Below are 16,928 nucleotides of genomic sequence, written 5' to 3' on the forward strand. Positions count from 1 at the left end.
GAACTCGATGTCGTCTCCCGCCCTCGCCGCCACGGTGCTGTCCCCGGACGTGCCCTGGCTCACCCTCCTCGTCGTGTGGCCGCTCGTCGGCGCCGCGCTGCTCTGGGCCCTGCCCGGCGGCACCGCCGCCGACGGCACCAGCACCGGCGCGCGCCGCTGGTCCCGGCAGGTGGCGCTCGGCGTCGCCCTGGTCGAGGTGCTGCTCGGCGTCGCCGCGCTGCTCGCCTTCGACACCGGGTCCGCCGCGGTCCACCAGCTCACCGAGACGCACGGCTGGATCCCGCAGCTCGGCGTCTCCTACGCCCTCGGCGTCGACGGCGTCGGCCTCGCGCTGGTGCTGCTGTCCGTGGTCCTCGTGCCCGTCGTGATCCTCGCGGCGTGGCGGGAGCAGGACTCCGGCGCGGCGCCCACCGACCGGCTGCGGCACTACCTGGCGCTCGTGCTCGTGCTGACCACGTTCATGGTCGCGGTGTTCGCCGCCCGGGACGTGTTCCTGTTCTACGTCCTGTTCGAGGCCATGCTCATCCCGGTCTACTTCATGATCGGCGGCTTCGGCGGGGCGCAGCGGCGGTACGCGGCCGTGAAGTTCCTGCTGTTCTCGCTGGCCGGCGGGCTGATCATGCTGGCCGGCGTCATCGGCCTGTACCTCCAGGGCCCGGGCGGGGAGCAGGGGTTCCTCACCGAGAACCTGGTCGGCGTCGACATGCCCGTGGGCACCGAGCGCTGGCTGTTCCTCGCGTTCTTCGTGGCCTTCGCGGTCAAGGCGCCGATGTTCCCCGTGCACACCTGGCTGCCCGACGCGGCCGAGCAGGCCCCCGCCGGGACGTCCACGCTGCTGGTCGGCGTGCTCGACAAGGTCGGCACCTTCGGGATGCTCACGCTCTGCCTGCCGCTGTTCCCCGACGCGTCCCGCTGGGCGGCGCCGGTCATCATCGTGCTGGCGATCGTGTCGATCTTCTACGGCGCGCTGCTGGCCATCGGGCAGCAGGACCTGTTCCGGCTGGTCGCCTACACGTCGGTCTCGCACTTCGGGTTCATCGTGCTGGGCATCTTCGCCTTCACGTCGACCTCGATCGCCGGCTCGTCGTTCTACATGGTCAACCACGGGCTCTCGACCGGGGCGCTGTTCCTCCTGGTCGGGTTCCTCGCGGCCCGGCGCGGGTCCGCCCGCATCGAGGACTTCGGCGGCCTGCAGAAGGTCACCCCCGTCCTCGCCGGCGTGTTCCTCGTGACCGGCCTGTCCGCGCTGTCGCTGCCCGGCCTGTCGACGTTCGTCTCCGAGTTCCTGGTCGTCGTCGGCACGTTCGGCACCAACCGGGCGGCGGCCGTGATCGCCGCCGTCGCCGTGGTGCTCGCCGCCGTGTACGTGCTCTGGACCTACCAGCGCGTGTTCACCGGCCCCGTCCGCGACGACCTCGCCGGCACCCGGGACATCGGCGGCCGCGAGCGGTGGGTCGTCGGCCCGCTCATCGCGATCATGCTGGTGCTCGGCTTCTACCCGGCCCCGGCGCTGCGGCTGGTCGACCAGCCCGCCGCCGAGTCCGTCACCCAGGTCGGCGGCGTCGACGCACCCCCCGCGGAGATGCCCCTGACCGAGAGCCTCGAGGGGAGCGACCAGTGAGCGGCTTCACGGCGCCCGACATCGCGTGGGCCCAGCTCACCCCGATCCTGCTGGTGCTCGGCGCCGGCGTCCTCGGCGTGCTGGTCGAGGCGTTCGTGCCCCGGCGCGCCCGCCGGCCCGTCCAGCTGACCGTCGCCCTGCTCGCGCTCGCGGGGGCCGTCGTGGCCGTCGCCGCGCTCTGGTCCGACGTCGACGCGACCGGCGGCACCGACGTGCTCGGCGGGTCCGTGCTCGTCGACGGCCCGACGCTCGTCCTGCAGGGCACCATCGCGGTGCTCGCGCTGCTGGCGGTGCTCGTCATCGCCGACCGGACCGACACCGGTGAGGACGCGTTCGCCCCGCAGGGCGCCGCCATCCCCGGGTCGGGCTACGAGGAGGCCGCGCGCGCCGCCGGGCTCCAGCAGACCGAGGTCTACCCGCTGGTGCTGTTCGCGACCGGCGGCATGCTGATCTTCCCCGCCACCGGCGACCTGCTCACCCTGTTCGTCGCCCTCGAGGTGCTGTCGCTGCCGCTGTACCTGCTGACCGGGCTCGCGCGCCGTCGCCGCCTGCTCAGCCAGGAGGCGTCGATGAAGTACTTCCTGCTCGGGTCGTTCGCGTCCGCGCTGCTGCTGTTCGGCATCGCGCTGCTCTACGGGTTCGCCGGGTCGCTGCGCTACGTCGAGATCGCCGCCGCGATCCGCACCGTCACCGGCATGGACGGCCTGCTGCTCGCCGGCGCGCTGCTCGTGCTCGTCGGCCTGCTGTTCAAGGTCGGCGCGGTGCCGTTCCACTCCTGGACGCCCGACGCCTACCAGGGCGCGCCCACCCCGATCACCGGGTTCATGGCCGCGTGCACCAAGGTCGCCGCGTTCGGCGCGCTGCTGCGGATCTTCTACGTGGTGCTGCCCGACCTGCGGTGGGACCTCGAGCCGATGATGTGGACCGTCGCCATCGCCACGATGGCCGTCGGGACGGTCGTCGCCCTCGTGCAGACCGACGTCAAGCGGGTGCTCGCGTACTCGTCCGTCGCGCACGCCGGGTTCGTGCTCACCGGCGTCGTCGCCCTGACCCAGTCCGGGATCACCGCGGTGCTGTTCTACCTCCTGGCCTACGGCGCGGCGACGGTCGGGGCGTTCGGGATCGTGTCGCTGGTGCGCGAGCGGGGTGCCGTGCGCGGCGCCGCGCGGGTGCCCGCGGCGGCGGGGGCGGTCGCGGGGTCCGGGACGGTCGCGGTCGCCGGGGCGGGTCCGGTCGCCGGGACGGACGACACCGGCGACGGCTCCGACGGCGACGCGCCGCTCGAGGCCGAGGGTCCGGTCCTCGGCGAGGCGACCCACCTGTCGCAGTGGGCCGGGCTCGGTCGGACCAACCCGGTCCTGGCGGGCACGTTCGTGCTGTTCCTGCTGTCGTTCGCGGGCATCCCGCTGACCGCCGGCTTCACCGGGAAGTTCGCGGTGTTCAGCGCGGCCGTCGAGGGCGGCGCCTGGCCGCTGGCGGTCGTCGGCGTGGTGGCCTCCGCCGCCGCCGCGTTCTTCTACGTCCGGATCATCGTCCTGATGTTCTTCACGCACCCCGAGGGCGGACCGCAGACCCCGGCCGGCGGCGAGGCCACCGCCACCACCGCCGCCGCCCTGCGGCCCGGCACGGTCGTCGTCGGGTCCCAGGGGTTCGCGGTCGTCGCCATCGGGGTGTGCGCCGTGCTCACCCTCGCCCTGGGCGTCGTCCCCGGGCCCGTCCTCGACGCGATCGCGTCGGTCGCCCAGCTCCTCCCGTGACCGTCCGGCCACGCACCCGGTGCCGACCGCACCGGGTGCGTGGCCGCGTCGGTTCTGCCACGGCCCGTCCGGCCAGATAGGTTCGACCCGTGACCTCCCCGACCGCCCTGCCGCTCGCCGACCCCGTGCTCGCCGAGCGCATCGCGGGACGCCTCGACGTCGTCGAGGACCGCCTGCGCGGCGCCGTCGCGTACGCCGACCAGCTCGTGGACGACGCCGCGCACCACCTGGCCAACGCCGGGGGCAAGCGCCTGCGCCCGCTGCTGACCCTGCTGGCCGCCGAGCTCGGCGACGGCAGCCGCGACGAGGTGCTCGACGCGGCCGTCGTGGTCGAGCTCACGCACCTCGCCTCGCTCTACCACGACGACGTGATGGACTCCGCGCCGCTGCGCCGCGGGGCGCCCGCCGCGCACGAGGTCTGGGGCAACAACGTCGCGATCCTCGTCGGCGACCTGCTGTTCGCGCGCGCGTCCACCACCGTCGCCCACCTCGGCCCCGAGGCCGTGCTCATCCAGGCCGGCACCTTCGAGCGGCTGTGCCTCGGCCAGCTGCACGAGTCCCTCGGCCCCGGCACCGACGGCGACCCCGTCCAGCACTACCTGCAGGTGCTCGCGGACAAGACCGCCTCGCTCATCGCCACGTCCGCCCGGCTCGGTGCCATGTACGGCGGCTGCACGCCTGACGTCGTCGAGACCGTGGCCGCGTTCGGCGAGCGCATCGGCGTCGCGTTCCAGCTCGCGGACGACGTGCTCGACCTGACCTCCGACGGCGACGTCTCCGGCAAGACCCCCGGCACCGACCTGCGCGAGCAGGTGCCCACGATGCCCGTGCTCCTGCTGCGCGAGCGCGCGGCCACCACCGGGGACCCCGACGACGTCGCGCTCGTCGCCCGTCTCGACGGCGACCTGTCCGACGACACGGTGCTCGCCGAGGTGCTCGCCGCCCTGCGCGCCCACGACGTCGTGCGCGACACGCGCGCCCGCGCGATCGCCCTGGTCTCCGAGGCCGTCGAGCTGCTCGCGCCGCTGCCCGACGGGCCGGTCAAGGACTCGTTCGTGTCGTTCGCCGACGCGCTCGTCGACCGGGCGGCGTGACGCAGGAGCGCGACCGGCCCCGACGGCCGGTGCGCAGCGAGGGGGAGCAGTGACCACGGTCGGGAGCGGGAGCGGGGCTGACGCCGACGCCGCGTTCTGCGCCGCCTGCGGGGCCGCGCTCGAGCCCGGCGCGGTGTTCTGCGGGAGCTGCGGCGCGCGGGTGGAGCGCGTGGCGGGCCTCGAGCCGGGAGGCGCGTCCGGTCCGGGAGCCGCGTCTGCGGCCGGTACCGGGGCCGGAGCCGTCCGGCCGTTCGGCGACGCGACCCCGGTGGCGCCCGGTCCGGCGTCCGCGCGGCCCCTCCCGGCACCCCAGGCCCAGCCGCGCCGGACGCCGACCTGGTCGCTGGGCACCGACGTCGACGACGCCGTGGCCCCCGTGTGGCGGCGCCTGGTCGCGCTGCTCGTGGACCAGGCGCTCGCCGTGCTGGTCGGCGGGCTCGGCGCGCTCGCCGTGCTCCCGTCGCTGCGCGGCGACGGGTCCGTGGGCGCGCTGCTGGTGCCGGGCCTGCTCCTGCTGCTGCTCGCCGCCGGCCAGTGGTTCGCCGAGGCGTTCGCGGGCCGCACCGTCGGCGGCGCGCTGCTGGGCACCCGCACCGTCTCCGCCCGCACCGGCCGACCCGCCGGGCTGTGGGCGGTGCTCGTCCGCTCCGTGGTGCAGGGCCTCGGCGGGATCGTCGGCGGCATCGGCGTCTACGTCGTCGCGGGCTCCGGCGCCTGGGACGAGGGCCCCGAGCAGCGTGGCTGGCACGACAAGGCCGCGGGCACCCTCGTGCTGCGCGCCCGACCGCTGCCGGCCGGGCTCGACGGGAGCGCGCCCGGGGCGACAACCGGTGACGCGCCCGGTGCCGACTCGTCCGCGCCCGGCTCGTCCGCGCCCGATTCATCCGCGCCCGCGTCCCCCGCGCCCGTGCCCGCCGCGCGCCAGGGTCGTCCCACCACCGCGCCGCCCGCGCCGCGAGCCCCGGAACCCGCACCCGTGCGCGCCCCCGCCGCGCCGCTCGCCGCCCCCGCGCCGTCCGGGCCCACGCTCGCAGGGCCCCCGCCGGAGCACGCCGTACGGGTCGCCCGCCCCGCCCCGGTGGACCCCGCGCCCGCGGTGGGCGCGCCAGAGCTCCCGGCGAGCGCGCCCGCGGTGCCGGTCGCGGGTCCCGCCCCCGACGGGCCCCCGACGCACGCCGCCGAGCCGGTCCCGACGATGCTCGCCGGTCCCGCGCCGGTGACCCCGCCGGCACTCGGTCCCGAGTCGGACGCGGCCGAGCCGATCGCGGCCGAGCCGGCTGCGACGGAGCCCGAGCGTCCCGCCTCGGCACCGTTCCCCTCGGAGCCCGAGCGTCCTGTCTCGGCACCGCTGCCCGTGACGCCCGTCGACGACCTCCCGGACGCGACCATCCCCACCGTCCCGGTGCTCGGCGACCTGGAGCACACCCGTGTCGCGGGCTGGGGCGGGGCGGCGCCGCTGGACGTGCCGCTCGTGCTCGTCCTCGAGACCGGCGACCGCGTCGAGGTCGGCGGGCCCGGGCTGATCGGTCGCCGCCCCGTCGCCGGCACCGCGAGCTGGACCCACCTCGTCACCGTGGAGGACCCCGAGCAGTCGGTGTCCTCGACCCACCTCGAGTTCCGCCCGGTTCCCGGTGGCCTGGAGGTCGTCGACCGCGGCTCCACCAACGGCACCGTGCTCGTCGACCCGGCTGGCACCCCGTGGACGCTCCCGCCCGCCCAGCCGGCTCACGTCACCGCGGGCTGGACCCTCGTCCTCGGCAACCACCGCATCCAGGTCACCACCACCTGACGCGAGGGCGCATCCAACACCACGAGGGCGTACTCCCTGGCGTACGCCCTCGTGGTGTCTCATGCGCCCTGGCGGCTGGCGGCTGGCGGCTGGCGGCTGGCGGCTGGCGGGTGTCGCGAGAGCTGTCGGCCCCCGGGCCGCGCGCGGGCCGCGCTCGCCACCTGCGGGCGCGACGTCTCGTGAGGGCGCATCCGACACCATGAGGGCGTACTCCCTGGCGTACGCCCTCGTGGTGTCTCATACGCCCTCGCGGCTGGGTACGCGGCGGGTGCACGGGGGGCGGCGGGGGAACGGGGTGCGCGCGCCGCACCCGGGCGGGCGGGTCAGTGGGTGGGTGGGGTCCAGGCGAGCTGGACGACCTGGCGGCCGTGGTCGCGGGTGACGAGCTGCGCGCGGCCCGCGACGCCGGGGACGGGCTTCGCGCCGCCGATGAGCGCGCCCTCGTCGGGGCTGCCGGACAGGACCAGCCCGGGGGCGGCGAGGTCGCGCAGGGCCTGGAGCACGGGCTCGTACATCGCGCGCCCGGCGCCGCCGGACCGGCGGGCGAGCACGAGGTGCAGGCCGACGTCGCCGGCCTGGGCCAGCAGGGGCACCAGCGGGGCCAGCGGGTTGCCGGAGCTGGTGGCGACGAGGTCGTAGTCGTCGACGAGCACGTACACCTCGGCGCCCGTCCACCAGGACCGGTTCCGCAGCTGCTCGGGGGTGACGTCCGGGCCGGGCATCCGGGAGCGCAGGTAGTCGGCGAGGCCACCGATCTCCGCGGCGGCCTGCTCCTGGGTGGTGAAGTAGCCGGCCAGGTACTCCTCGGGGATCTCGCCGAGCAGCGACCGCCGGAAGTCGATCGCGAAGATCTGCGCCTGCTGCGGGGTGTGCAGGCGGCGGATCTCGGCGGCGACCCCGCGCAGCAGCGCCGACTTGCCGGAGCCGCCGTCGCCGAACGCGTACAGGTGCGCCTCGTCGGTGACGTCGACGCCGACGGGCGCGAGGTTCGCCTCGTCGATGCCGAGCAGCAGCCGGCTCGCGTCGCCGCGCGGGTCGGCGCGGACCGCGTCGAGCGTGATCTCGTCGGGCAGCAGCCGCAGCTTCGGTCCGGCGGGGCCCTGCCAGGCGGCGTTGACGGTCTCCACGAGGTGCGTGACGCCGGCGCCGAGCGTGCCCGGGTTCGGGTCGGAGTCGACGCGGGGGAGCGCGGTGAGCACGTGGTGCTTGGAGACGGACAGGCCGCGACCCGGGCGGTCCTTCGGGACGTTGACGGCGACCTTGCGGTCGAACTCGGAGTCCATCGGGTCGCCGAGCCGGAGCTTCGATCCGGGTGCCGAACACGTCCTTGATCTGGGTGCGGAAGTCCATCCAGCGGGCGGCGGACGCGACGAGGTGGACGCCGAACGTGAGGCCCCGGCCGGCGAGCGCCTGGATGCGCGCCTCGAGCTCGTCGAACTCGTTGCGGACCGTGGACCAGCCGTCGACCACGAGGAACACGTCCCCGTAGCCGTCGTCGGCGGTGCCCTGGGCGCGGCGCGTCCGGTAGGTCTCGATGGAGTCGATGCCCTGCTGGCGGAAGTACCGCTCGCGGTTGTCGATGATCGACTCGACCTCGGCGACCGTGCGGCGGACCACGTCGGGCTCGGCGCGGGAGGCCACACCGGCGACGTGCGCGAGCGCGGCCAGCGGGGCGAACGTGCCGCCGCCGAAGTCGAGGACGTAGAACTGCACCTCGAGCGGGGTGTGGGTGAGCGCGAGCGCGGTGACGACGGACCGCAGCACGGTGCTCTTGCCGGTCCGCGGCGCGCCGACGACGGACATGTGGCCGGCGGCGCCGCCGAGCGAGACGGTGAGGTTCTCGCGGCGCTGCTCGAGGGGGCGGTCGACGGTGCCGAGCGGCACGGTGAGGGTGCCGGCGGACCGCCAGCCCGCGGACACCAGGCCGAGCCGCGGGTCGACGGCCAGGTCGGGCATGAGCTCGTCGAGGGTGCGAGGAACGACCAGCGGGGGCAACCACACCTGGTGGGCGGGCGGGCCCTGGTCCTTCATCCGGTCGACGGCGATGTCGAACGTCGCGCGGGTCTCCTCGGCGTCCGCGGTGACGACCTCGGTGGTGGCGGGCTGCTCGGCGACGCCGCCGAGCACGGGCGCGGCGGTGAACGCCTCGAGCCGGGCGTGCCCGGTGCCCGCGGTGGCGCCGCCCTGCACGGACCGGCGGCGGCCCTTCGGCGGCCCGGAGACGTAGGCGGCACGGAACTGGATCATCGTCGTGGTGTCGGGCTTGAGGTAGCCCATGCCGGGGACGGGCGGCAGCGTGTACGCGTCGGGGACGCCGAGCACGGTGCGGGACTCCGCGGCCGAGAACGTCCGCAGGCCGATCCGGTAGGACAGGTGCGACTCGAGGCCCCGCAGCCGGCCCTCCTCGAGGCGCTGCGAGGACAGCAGCAGGTGCATCTGCAGCGACCGGCCGAGGCGCCCGATGGTGACGAACAGGTCGACGAACTCGGGCTTGGCGGACAGCAGCTCGGAGAACTCGTCGCAGACGATCAGCAGCGCGGGCAGCGGCGCGAGGTCGGTGCGGCCGCCCTTGCGGGCCTTCTCGTAGTCGGCGACGTTCGCGAAGTTGCCCGAGGCGCGCAGAAGCTCCTGGCGGCGGACCATCTCGCCCTGGAGGGCGTCCTGCATGCGGTCGACGAGCGTGAGCTCCTCACCGAGGTTGGTGATGATCGCGGAGACGTGCGGCATGTCCGCCATGCCGGCGAACGTCGCGCCGCCCTTGAAGTCGACGAGGACGAAGTTGAGGTCCTCGGAGGAGTGGGTCAGCGCGAGCGCGAGCACGAGGGTGCGCAGCACCTCGGACTTGCCGGAGCCGGTGGCGCCGATGATGAGGCCGTGCGGCCCCATGCCCTGCTGGGCGGACTCCTTGATGTCGAGGGAGACGGGCTGGCCCTGCGGGGTCACGCCGATCGGCACCCGGAGCTTGTCGCGGGCGAGCCGGGGCCGCCACGCCACGGACAGGTCGAGGTCGCGGACGTCGCCGACGCCCAGCAGGTCGACCAGCTCGGACGACACCTCCTCGTCGGACCGCTCGGGGCCGGACTCGACGTGCAGGGGCAGCAGGCGGCGGGCGGTCGCCTCGGCGTCGGCGAGGGACATCTGGTCGCCGTCGACGCGCACGGGCGGGTTCCCGAGGCGCAGCACGTCGACGGGCGCGCGCACGGCGTCGTCGGTGGGGACGGCCGCGCCGACGTTGAGGCGCAGGGTGGTGGGCTCGTCGAGCTCGCCCCAGCGGTCGGGCAGCTCGAGGACGGTGACGCCGAGCACGCCGTCGGCGGTGAGGATCGGGTTCCCGACGGGGACGCGCCCGCCGTCGACGACGACCAGCACGTGCGGGAGGGTCGCCTCGGCGGCGTAGCCGAACCGCGGCCGGTCGGTGAGGTCCTCCGGGAGAAGGCCCTCGATGTCGGCGAGGTCGGTCCCGATCATCCGGGCGGCGCCGACGGCGTCGCGCGACCGCGAGGAGTGGGCGTGCGGCAGCCACTTCACCCAGTCCCACTCGGGCATCGCGGCGTCGCCCGCGAGGACCGCGACCTGCAGGTCCTCGGGCGCGTGGAACGTGGCGAGCTGGCTGATGACCGCGCGCGCGAGCGCACGGGTCTCGGCGGCGGCACCGGTGACCTCGATCCGGGCGACGGACCGGACGTCGAACGCCAGCGGGACGCCCTGCTGCACCCGGTGGGTGACCAGGAACCGGTGCGCGGCGGACGCGGCGACCGGGTCGAGCTGGGCGAGCGGCGGGGTCTGCGGGGCCTCGAGGTCCAGGCACAGCGGCTGCGCGCCCACGCCGACGCGGGCGGCGAGGAAGTCGTCGTGCTGCGACCGGCGCTCCCAGACGCGGGTGCGCTCCTCCGCGACGGCGGCGAGCGCGCGCGGGTCCGGGGACGACCACTCGGCGGCACGGCGCTGCGCGCCCGCGGCCTGGCGCACGGAGCCGCGCAGGTCGGCCAGGTAGGCCAGGTACTCCCGGCGGGCGCCGACGACCTGCGCCTGGTGCTGCGACCGCTGCCGCCACCCGTTGACGCCGACGAACCCGAGGGACGCGAGCAGGAACATGCCCGCGGCGATGTACCCGCGGGGGCCGGGCTGGTTCATCGCGACGAACACGATGGAGCCCACGGAGCCGAGCATCGGGATCGCGTTGGCGAGCATCCCGCTGATGCCGTCGGACGGCTGGATCTCCGGGGGCGGCTGCAGGACGACCTGCCCGCTGGGGACGGCGGGCGGCTCCAGGCGCGTCCCCTGCTGCGTCGCGATCGACATCGTCGGCGCTCGGTCCCTCCTGCCGGGCGGGGAGCCGCACGCCCCCCGACGTTCCTGTGGCGTCAACCTACCGTCCGGGACGGACGTCGGCCCCGTCGCGCTGCGCCGGACGGGCGACCCCGGCAGGGCCGCCCGTGGGACGGGCGCCCGTGACGTGCCGTGCGGGACGGCGGGGACCGCATAGCATGACAGGCGCCACGCCCGGGGGCAGGCGGGTCCGCCGCCGACGCCCCGGCCCGGTGCGGGCACCACCGGCGGGAAGAGGAGGCGCGCGTGACGGTCCCGGCCACCGCCGTGCAGCCCCTGACCCGGGTCGCCGTGCACCTCGGGAGCCGGCGGCTCGACGTCGCGCTCGACGCCTCCCGGACCCTCGCCGAGGTGCTGACCGCCGCGGGCGTGACCCGCGCCCCGGGCCTGCTCGTGATCGACGCGGGCGGGCGCGCGCTCGACCTCACGTCGCCGCTGGCCGCGCAGGTCGAGGACGGCTCGCTCGTGCACGTCGTCGCGCCCGCGCCCCGGCCCCGTGGCCGCGCGGCCCGGGCCCGCGCCGCGTGGGTGGCCCGCCGTCCCGACCCGCAGCCCGCGCTGATCGGTGCCGCCGGGGCGTCCGCCGCGGTCCTCGGTGCCGTGGAGCTGCTCGACCCGGCCCACCGGGGGTGGGTCGCGTTGGTCGCCGCGGTGGTGCTCGGCGTCGGCGCGCTGCTGCTCGCGACCGCGCGTACCACGGCGGAGTCGGCCGCCACCCTCGTCGCCCCGCTGCTGGGTCTGGCCGCGGGCGTCGCCGCCGTGGACCCGGCCGGGGACGCCGACCGCCGGCTCGCGCTGGTGGCCGGGCTGGTCGCCGCGACCGGCGCCGCCGCGGTCCGGTTCGTCACCACCCGCGCGCAGCGCCGAGGTCAGGACCTCGCGACCGTGCTGCTGACCGCCGTCGGGGTCGTCGCCGGGCTGGCCCTGGCCGTGCTGCTCGCCGGGCTGCCTGCGGTCGTCGTCGCGGCCGTGCTGCTCGGCCTGGTGCCGTTCGCCCTGCGGCTGCTGCCCGTGTGGTCGCTGTCCGTGCCCGACGACCAGCTCGTCGACCTCGCGCACGTCGCCCGCACCGCCCCGTCGGTCCGCGGGCCGCGGCCGCGCGGGCTCGGCCGGGTCAACGAGCGCCAGGTCGGCCGCACCGTCGACTCCGCCGAGCGGCGGTCCGACGCGGGCGTGCTGCTGGTCTGCGCGGTGCCGCCCGTCCTGGTGCCGGTGCTGCTGGTCGCCGCGCTCGGCGACACGCTGCGCGGCTGGGGTGCGGTCGTCCTCGTCGCCGGGCTCGTCGTCGTGCTCAGCCTGCAGCCCCGGTCCGCGCGCGGCGCCGTCGCGCGCTGGGCACCGCGGGTGGCCGCCGCGCTGGTGCTCGTGGAGCTGGCCGCGGTCGGCGGGTCGCGGCTCGACGACGGTGCGCTGGTGGCGGTCGGCTGCGTGCTGCTCGCGCTGGTGGCGGCGGCGGTCAGCATCGCCCTCGGGCGTGGCTGGTCCTCGGTGGTCGCGTCGCGGTTCGGCGACTTCGTGGAGGGCCTGGGGGTCGTGGCGGCGATGCCCGCGGCGCTGATCGCGGCCGACATGATCGAGACGCTCCGCCGGATGACGTCGTGACGCCGCGGGGTGGGCGCGTGACCCGGCCGGGTGGCGCGGGCCGGGGCCGGCGGCCGGACGATGGCAGGATGACGCGCATGACGGGGGTCGGGACGTGGAGCCGAGCATGAGCACGACGACTCCCGGTCCCGCCGGCGGCGTCGGCACGGTCGCCGTCCGCGAGTGCGCGAGCTGCCGCCGCCCCGTGCGCGCCGACGCCCGGTTCTGCACCGCGTGCGGCCAGCCTGTTCAGGCCGACGTCACCGTGCACGTCGTCGAGGCCCAGCCCCGGACCCGCGTCGAGCAGCGCCCCCGCGAGCCCCGGCCCGCGGTCCTGCACCCCGCGTTCGGCGACGCGACGCCCGCCGGCCCGGGCCGCCGGGTGCTCGCCTACGCGATCGACGCCGCCGCGGTCGGTGCCGTCGCCGGCGGGGTGCTGGCCGCGACCGGGTCGCTGCTGCTGACGGCGCTCACCGTCGTCGAGCTCGCCGTCGGGCTCGTGGTCTGGGAGGCGCACACCGGCCGCACCCTCGGCAACAGCCTGCTCGGCCTGCGCACCGCCCGCGAGGAGACCCCGTACTCCGTGGGCCCCGCCCGCGCCGCGCTGCGCGGCCTGGTGCTCGCCGCCGGGCACGCCGCCGCCGGGCTCGGCCAGTGGCTCGTCGTCGCCTCCACCGCGTTCGACAAGACAGGCCGGTCCCAGGCCTGGCACGACCGGGTGGGACGCGCGGTCGTCGTCGACGTGCGCGCGCACGAGCGGGCCGTCGAGGAGGCGCTCGACGCCGCCGACGCCGCCGCCGGACGGCCCGTGCCGGCGCAGGCCCGGCCGCAGGGAGCCGGCTCGGTGGCCGTGGGCGGTCCCGCGGTGAGCGCAGCACCGGTGCCCGTGGCCCCGCCGTCCCCGGTGGTGGGAGGGACCGCGCCGACGACGACTCCGCCCTCTGGTGCCGGTGCGGCGACCGCCGCCCCGACCGGCCGCCGCGCCGCCCGCGAGGCCGTCGCACCGCCCGCGGGTCCCGGTGCGGTCCCGGGTGCGGCCTCGGACGGCTGGACCGGCGTCCGCCCCGTCGTGCCCGCGCAGGCGCGCCCCGACGAGCCCGCCCCCGCCCGCGTCGCGCACCAGGCGCAGCCGGCGCCGTTCCTCGTCACGCTCGACACCGGCCAGGTCATGTCCGTCACCGGCCCCGGCCTCATCGGCCGCGCACCCCGCCCCACCCCGGGCGAGCGCTGCGACCACGTCATCGTCGTCGACGACCCGGAGCGCAGCGTCTCCCGCACCCACGCACGGTTCGGGATCGACGGCAGCACGTTCTGGGTCTCCGACGCCGGCTCCGGCAACGGGACGACGCTGCGGCTGCCCGACGGGCGGGTCGTGGCGGTGCCCGCCGACCAGCGGGTGGCGGTGCCGTCGGGGGCGACGATCCAGGTCGGGGACCGCGGCGTGCGGATCGACGCGCCGGGGGCTGCGCGGGGCTGAGCGCGGGCAGCTCGCCGCGCTGAGACGAGGTCCTCGGCGCTGGCGGTGCCCACGGTGACGGACGCGGACGCCCCGGGAGTCCACGCGACGGCGGGGTCGTGCCCGCCGTGATCTCCACGGTGGGCACGACCCCGCTGGTCGTCGGTCCCTGCCTCAGGCAGGAGCGCCTGAGGTCACCACTCGTCGTCGTCGGCCTGGACGGCGGCCGGAGCAGGAGCCCGCAGCGCGTCACGACCACCGGCACCGGCGCCGGCGCCGAGGTCGGGCCGCTGAGCGCCGTCCTCGACCGCGATCTCCGGGGCGAGCAGGCCCGACGACTGACGCCGCTTGGAGCCGCTGCCCGAGCCGACACCCGCACCGCCGCCGCCCATCGGACCCATCGGCCCACCGGCACGCTGGCCGGACGCTGCCGCACCGGAGGCACCGGTCTGCGAGCCCTGCCCGAGCGCGGACGAGGTCGAGCCCGACAACGCGGACCCCGAGCTGCCCGCACCGCCGCCGAAGCCGCCCGCCGAGCCCGCGCCACCGGCGCTCACCCGACCCAGGCCACCGGCACCGCCGCCACCACCCGAGCCGCCGATGCCACCGACGGCACCCTGGCCACCGGCACCGCCCGAGCCGCCCGACACCGAGCCGGCCGCGAGCCGGTTCAGGCCGGCGCCACCGAGCGCCGCGCCGCCGACGGTCAGTCCGCCGGCCAGACCGCCAGCACCGAGGCCACCCAGGCCGCCGGAGCCGTAGCCGCCGCTGCCCGAGGACCCGGAGCCGCCCAGGTACCCGCCGCCAGCCGATCCCGAGCCGCCGGGGACGACGCCGCCGACGCTGCCGTCGGAGGAGCTGCCGTCACCGGTCCCGGGGATGTGTCCGCCGCCGGTGCCGGAGCCGCCGGGGTAGATCGGGGAGACCGTGCCGCCGCCGCCGATTCCGCTGCTGCCGTTCGACCCCGAACCGTGGTCGGAACCACCGGACGTCGGTGGGGTCCACGAGGGCTGGACGGAGCTGCCGCCGGTCCCGCTGCCCGTCCACGAGGAGCCGACAGTCCCGCTCGACGTCCCGTTCGGGGTGTACCCACGCGGACTCCCGGCGGACGGTGCCGAGCTCGCTGCTCGAGGAGTCGGTGGCGTTGCTGTCCGGGAGATCGCGGAACTCGTCGTCGCGAGCGTTCTCCGACGTCAAGGCGATGCCCTGGAGGGACGACTGGAGAGTGGCGAGCGCAGCGGCTGCGTCGCTCTCTCGCCGAGCCTCGTGGCGAGCGAGGTAGCTGGCACTCGTCGCCAGGCCGACCGCCGGGCCGACGACCGGTGTGATCCGGGCCGCGGTGACGACGGCGCGCTCCTGCGCGGTCAGCTCGACCTCGGGGAGGACGTGGAACTTCTCCTGCGCCTGCGAGATCGCCTCACCCGCAGCGCGTGCTCCCGTCTGGAGGGTCTCCAACTGGGTGGCGAGCGCCTTGATCTTCCCGGCCACCTCGATGAGTCGGGTGTCGGCGGCGTCCGCGCTGTCGCCGTCGAGCCCGACCGCGCCGACGAGATCGGAGAGCGAGGACGCGGTGTCAGTCGCTGCCGTGGCCTGGAGCCCCAGCGTCACGTCTGTCTGCCCGATCGTGCCGAGGTCGGCATCCAGTGTCCGCTTCAGCTCTTCGGCGCTGTCACCCATGGTGGTCTCCCCCGTGCTCTGCGTGGTCGATGGAACGAAGGTGTCGTCGACGGAGTACGACCGCGAGCACCGTGCCGAGGATCAGGACGAGGATCCCGACCCCCAGGACCATCAGAAGCGGGCTCCGTGCGGAGTCCGTCTCGGTGTCCGGTTGGGGCGTGGCGGTCGGCGCCTCGGTCGCCTCGGGCTGAGCGGGCGGGGCGAGGCCGAGGAAGTCCTCAGCCGGCGGCTCAGCCCAGGCGGTGTCGAAGATGAACGGGTTCTCATCGGGCATCGTCGACGGGTCGGACGCGAGCAGCTGCCGGATGTCGACCGTCCCGAAGCCCCGCTCTCCCGTCCGGCTCGGCTCGTGCTGGCTGCCGTCGGTGGTCCGGACCAGCGCCTGCAGGACCTGGTTGGTGCTTGCTTCCGGGAACGCGGAGATGGCGAGGGCGAGGGCACCGGCGGTGAAGGCGGCGGAGTTGGACGACCCCGTGGTCGTGCCGTAGTAGCTGTACGTCGGGTCCATCGACCGGGTGTCGGTGCCGGGAGCGACGACGCCCAGGAGGTCGCCAACGGGGCTTCCTGGGTCTGTCGTGCCGTCGGCGGAGGTCGTGCCGGTGGAGATCACACCGTTGTACCCGGCGGGGGGACCGGTCACCGGGCCCCCGAGGTTGCCGCCCGCGGCGACCACGACGACCCCTGCGCGTACCGCCTCCACGACGTCCTCCGGGTCCACATCAGTCGTCCCGGGGACGACGATGATGTCGGGACCTGATGCGAGTGCGTCGAGGAAGGCAGCGTTGTACGCCGGCTTCTCCACCGAGGTCGGGCACAGGCCTTCGTCGAGGCGGGACGCGAACGCCGTCACCGAGGCACCGGGAGCGACACCCTTGATGCCCGCCTCCCCGCCGGTGCCGGCTCCGGTCCCGAGGATCAGGGATGCCATCGACGTCGCGTGTCGCGCGCGCGGCGACGCGTCTGTCGCCGCAGCGGCCGGACCGCCCTCGACCTCGGCGCAGTAGGACGGCTCGTGGACGGTGAGGGACGTGCCGACGAGGTCGGCGGCCGCCGGGTTGACCGGTCCGTCGATCAGAGCGATCTGGACTCCTGCACCGGTGACGGTCTGGTGGATCTGCTCGAGCCCGGTGTCGTTGTAGTACCAGAACCCGTCCTGGATGTCCGCGGCGGCTGCGGCCGTGGGGGACAGCAGGACGAGTGCGGCCGTGACGCCACCGGCGAGTCGTGCTGCGCGACGCATCAGACGGCGCGCATCCGGTGCGCGGTCGTGAGCTCGCGCACGGTCTCGAGCCGCTTCGCGAGGGCCTGGAGCCGCTCGGCCTCGGCCTCGTCGCGGGCCTGGAGGGTCCGGGCGCTCTCGGCGAGGGCGAGGCGGCAGGCCTCGATCTCCTCCTCGACGCCACGGATCTGCGTGGCGGAGGCGCTCAGGGCGGAGCGGTACCGGTCGGCGAACTCCGCGACGCCGGTGATCGCGGGCCACACGTTGCTCGTCTGCTGCCCGCGCAGCGTCGTGACGCGGTCGCGCATCCGCTGCACGTCTCCGTGCAGGAGGATCAGCTTGTCGAGATTGGCCTCGATCTGCTCGAGGGTCAGCCCGGTAACGCCAGACACGTCCCGTCCTCCT

At 76.0% G+C, this 16,928-nt stretch carries 11 protein-coding genes and 1 pseudogene; 6 read left to right on the forward strand and 6 right to left on the reverse strand.

Annotated elements, in window-relative coordinates; all coding sequences use genetic code 11:
* Nucleotides 1-7: 7 nt before the first annotated feature.
* The 4 genes from AC1VL8_RS06650 to AC1VL8_RS06665 all read left to right on the forward strand — a co-directional run bounded on the left by AC1VL8_RS06650 (nucleotide 8) and on the right by AC1VL8_RS06665 (nucleotide 6,261).
* Complete coding sequence (locus AC1VL8_RS06650) at nucleotides 8-1,621, forward strand: NADH-quinone oxidoreductase subunit M (RefSeq protein WP_389233246.1); 1,614 nt, start codon at nucleotides 8-10, stop codon at nucleotides 1,619-1,621.
* Nucleotides 1,618-3,378 carry an NADH-quinone oxidoreductase subunit NuoN gene (gene nuoN / locus AC1VL8_RS06655; RefSeq protein ID WP_483074615.1) on the forward strand — a complete coding sequence of 587 codons (1,761 nt, stop codon included), beginning with the start codon at nucleotides 1,618-1,620 and terminating at the stop codon, nucleotides 3,376-3,378. Before AC1VL8_RS06650 ends, nuoN begins: the two co-directional genes overlap by 4 nt.
* A gap of 89 nt (nucleotides 3,379-3,467) precedes the next feature.
* The gene (locus AC1VL8_RS06660; RefSeq protein ID WP_483074616.1) at nucleotides 3,468-4,472 is read left to right on the forward strand and encodes a polyprenyl synthetase family protein; all 1,005 of its coding nucleotides are present in this window, start codon (nucleotides 3,468-3,470) and stop codon (nucleotides 4,470-4,472) included.
* A 49-nt stretch (nucleotides 4,473-4,521) separates the two neighbouring features.
* The gene (locus AC1VL8_RS06665) at nucleotides 4,522-6,261 is read left to right on the forward strand and encodes an RDD family protein (RefSeq protein ID WP_483074617.1); all 1,740 of its coding nucleotides are present in this window, start codon (nucleotides 4,522-4,524) and stop codon (nucleotides 6,259-6,261) included.
* Nucleotides 6,262-6,584: 323 nt separating this feature from the next.
* Here the strand turns inward: AC1VL8_RS06665 and eccCb are convergent, their stop codons facing one another.
* Both eccCb and eccCa read right to left on the reverse strand, forming a co-directional pair.
* Nucleotides 6,585-7,544 (reverse strand): type VII secretion protein EccCb, encoded by a 960-nt coding sequence (gene eccCb, locus AC1VL8_RS06670; protein ID WP_483076198.1) that lies wholly within the window; start codon nucleotides 7,542-7,544, stop codon nucleotides 6,585-6,587.
* A 4-nt stretch (nucleotides 7,545-7,548) separates the two neighbouring features.
* Nucleotides 7,549-10,563 (reverse strand): annotated as a pseudogene (gene eccCa, locus AC1VL8_RS06675) (type VII secretion protein EccCa); the annotation flags it as partial.
* 273 nt (nucleotides 10,564-10,836) lie between these two features.
* On the opposite strand from eccCa, the gene AC1VL8_RS06680 reads away from it, so the two are divergent.
* A complete protein-coding gene (locus AC1VL8_RS06680; RefSeq protein ID WP_483074618.1) occupies nucleotides 10,837-12,192 on the forward strand; it encodes a hypothetical protein in 1,356 nt (451 codons plus the stop codon).
* Between the two features lie 106 nt (nucleotides 12,193-12,298).
* The gene (locus tag AC1VL8_RS06685) at nucleotides 12,299-13,648 is read left to right on the forward strand and encodes an RDD family protein (protein WP_483074619.1); all 1,350 of its coding nucleotides are present in this window, start codon (nucleotides 12,299-12,301) and stop codon (nucleotides 13,646-13,648) included.
* A gap of 173 nt (nucleotides 13,649-13,821) precedes the next feature.
* Here AC1VL8_RS06685 and AC1VL8_RS06690 read toward each other — a convergent pair whose 3' ends face one another.
* The 4 genes from AC1VL8_RS06690 to AC1VL8_RS06705 all read right to left on the reverse strand — a co-directional run bounded on the left by AC1VL8_RS06690 (nucleotide 13,822) and on the right by AC1VL8_RS06705 (nucleotide 16,915).
* Nucleotides 13,822-14,184 carry a hypothetical protein gene (locus AC1VL8_RS06690; RefSeq protein ID WP_483074620.1) on the reverse strand — a complete coding sequence of 121 codons (363 nt, stop codon included), beginning with the start codon at nucleotides 14,182-14,184 and terminating at the stop codon, nucleotides 13,822-13,824.
* 307 nt (nucleotides 14,185-14,491) lie between these two features.
* Nucleotides 14,492-15,304, reverse strand: a complete 813-nt coding sequence (locus AC1VL8_RS06695; protein WP_483074621.1) for a hypothetical protein — start codon at nucleotides 15,302-15,304, stop codon at nucleotides 14,492-14,494.
* Nucleotides 15,297-16,544, reverse strand: a complete 1,248-nt coding sequence (locus AC1VL8_RS06700) for a S8 family serine peptidase (protein WP_483074622.1) — start codon at nucleotides 16,542-16,544, stop codon at nucleotides 15,297-15,299. Before AC1VL8_RS06700 ends, AC1VL8_RS06695 begins: the two co-directional genes overlap by 8 nt.
* On the reverse strand, nucleotides 16,544-16,915 hold the full coding sequence (locus tag AC1VL8_RS06705) for a hypothetical protein (protein WP_483074623.1): 372 nt from the start codon (nucleotides 16,913-16,915) through the stop codon (nucleotides 16,544-16,546). The genes AC1VL8_RS06700 and AC1VL8_RS06705 overlap by 1 nt, the downstream gene beginning before the upstream one ends.
* Nucleotides 16,916-16,928 lie beyond the last annotated feature (13 nt).

The sequence above is a fragment of the Cellulomonas sp. KU4C genome (assembly GCF_056868065.1).